Origin of the sequence: Nocardia vinacea NBRC 16497, assembly GCF_000308835.1 — a bacterium.
In the GTDB taxonomy this organism is placed as follows: Bacteria; Actinomycetota; Actinomycetes; order Mycobacteriales; family Mycobacteriaceae; genus Nocardia; species Nocardia vinacea.
Genome location: NZ_BAGN01000187.1, coordinates 1 through 1,589, shown reverse-complemented (window position 1 = coordinate 1,589; position 1,589 = coordinate 1). Strand labels below are relative to the sequence as shown.

The 1,589-nt window shown below is 68.5% G+C and carries 1 protein-coding gene and 1 pseudogene; both read right to left on the bottom strand.

The window, feature by feature from the left end; translation table 11 throughout:
• On the bottom strand, window positions 1-844 hold an 844-nt coding region (locus ON44_RS26105), incomplete at its 3' end, for an Rv3212 family protein (RefSeq protein ID WP_040694851.1).
• 222 nt (window positions 845-1,066) lie between these two features.
• A pseudogene (locus tag ON44_RS51690) lies at window positions 1,067-1,589 on the bottom strand (DEAD/DEAH box helicase); the annotation flags it as partial.

Sequence of the window (1,589 nt, the reverse complement as noted above, 5' to 3'; positions counted from 1 at the left end):
CGGCGGTCGCGGTCGCGGGCGTACCCGGCAGGTACAGCACGATTCGGTTGTCGGACACCGCGATTACGCGCCCGTCGGGAGAGTCCGCACCGGATCCGTTGAGCACATGCGAGCCGTACTCCTCGGGCACCGTATTGTCCTTCGGCGCCGGATTGAGCACGGTCAGCCGGTTGGTCGGATCTTCGGGGCAGCGTTCGAGGACGGCGAGCCGGGTGGAGCTCGAACTCGACGAGATCAGCTTGCAGCCCTTGCGCGGTTGGGTTTTCACATTCACGGGTGCGTCGACGTAACCGTATTCGAGGGTGCGCACCAGATCCGAGCGCCACATCTCCAGCCGCCGCGGGCCCTGGGCCAGCACATAGGTGCCGTCGACCGATAGCTGCACGGACGGATCCATATAGCTGCTGCGCGCGGTCCGGCGCGATCCGTCCTCACCGGCCAGCAGCGTGGCCTGGCTGCAGCCGCGCTGATCCTTGTACACCGCGATCACCGTGCCGAACTGCGACTCCACGCCGCACAGGGGTAGGTCACGCCGGTAGTGCCACACTTCCGCACCGGTACGCGGATCGTGTCCGGTGACCGTGCCATCCGCGCCTGTTACGACCGAGCCCGCGGCCACCAGCGCCCGGTTCGCTGCGGGGTCCGGCGCATGCCACAGCTCGCGCAAGCTCGTCGGAACCTGATCGGCGGCCGCGGGAGTGGAAACCGGATGTTCCGCCGTCACCGATTCGGTGCCCCTGGCATCACTGCGCGCCCACACCACCGCCGCCGCGATCACCACGACCACGGCGATCGCGACTGCGGAGATGATGTCGGCGCGCGTTCGCCGCTCGGGTGCGAGCACGTTTGCGAGACTACAACGTGTCGCCCGGGGGATGCGATCGGTCTCGCGTGGACATCCGCCGACGTATGACGGCCGCAGACGGGTTCAATGGCGCTTACCTGCCGGTATTTCCACGTTCGGCCACCCGTTGCCGCTCGCCTGCGGCCGTGCATCGGTGACGCGTCGGCGCGGCCGAGACGCCACAGGCGCGCCTGTCCATGACAGACGCGCCTGCGTATCGAACTATGCCGAGGCGGTCACCGTCTCGGGAGCGGTGGCCGCGGTCGCTTCGCCTTCGCCCGCGGGCTTGCGACGGCGCCGCCGACGGCGTGCGGGCTGATCGGTGGTTTCGGCGTCATCGGTATCGCTGTCCGAGTTCGACTCGGCGGTGACGCCGTTTCCATTGTCCCCGTTGTCCTTCGACTCGGTGCCGTTCTCGGTGCCGTCTTCGGTCGCACCGGCGGACTTGCGGCGGCGACGGCGGCGACGCGCGGGCTTATCCGCCGTCTCGTCATCGGTCGCATCGTCGAGTGGAGCTGTGGCGGTATCGGTTTCGGCTTCGTCGGTTTCGGTGCCGATGGTTTCGCCGTCGATCGGCTGACCAGCGCGGGTGCGGCGACGATTGCGCTTGCGCGGCGTACGGGCGGGCCGCTCGACAACCTCGGCGTCCTCGTCGTGGACCGGCTTCGGCTTGCGGATGGTGCCGGTGACACCCTCCGGAATGCCGAGGTCGGAGAACAGATGCGGGGACCGCGAATACGTTTCC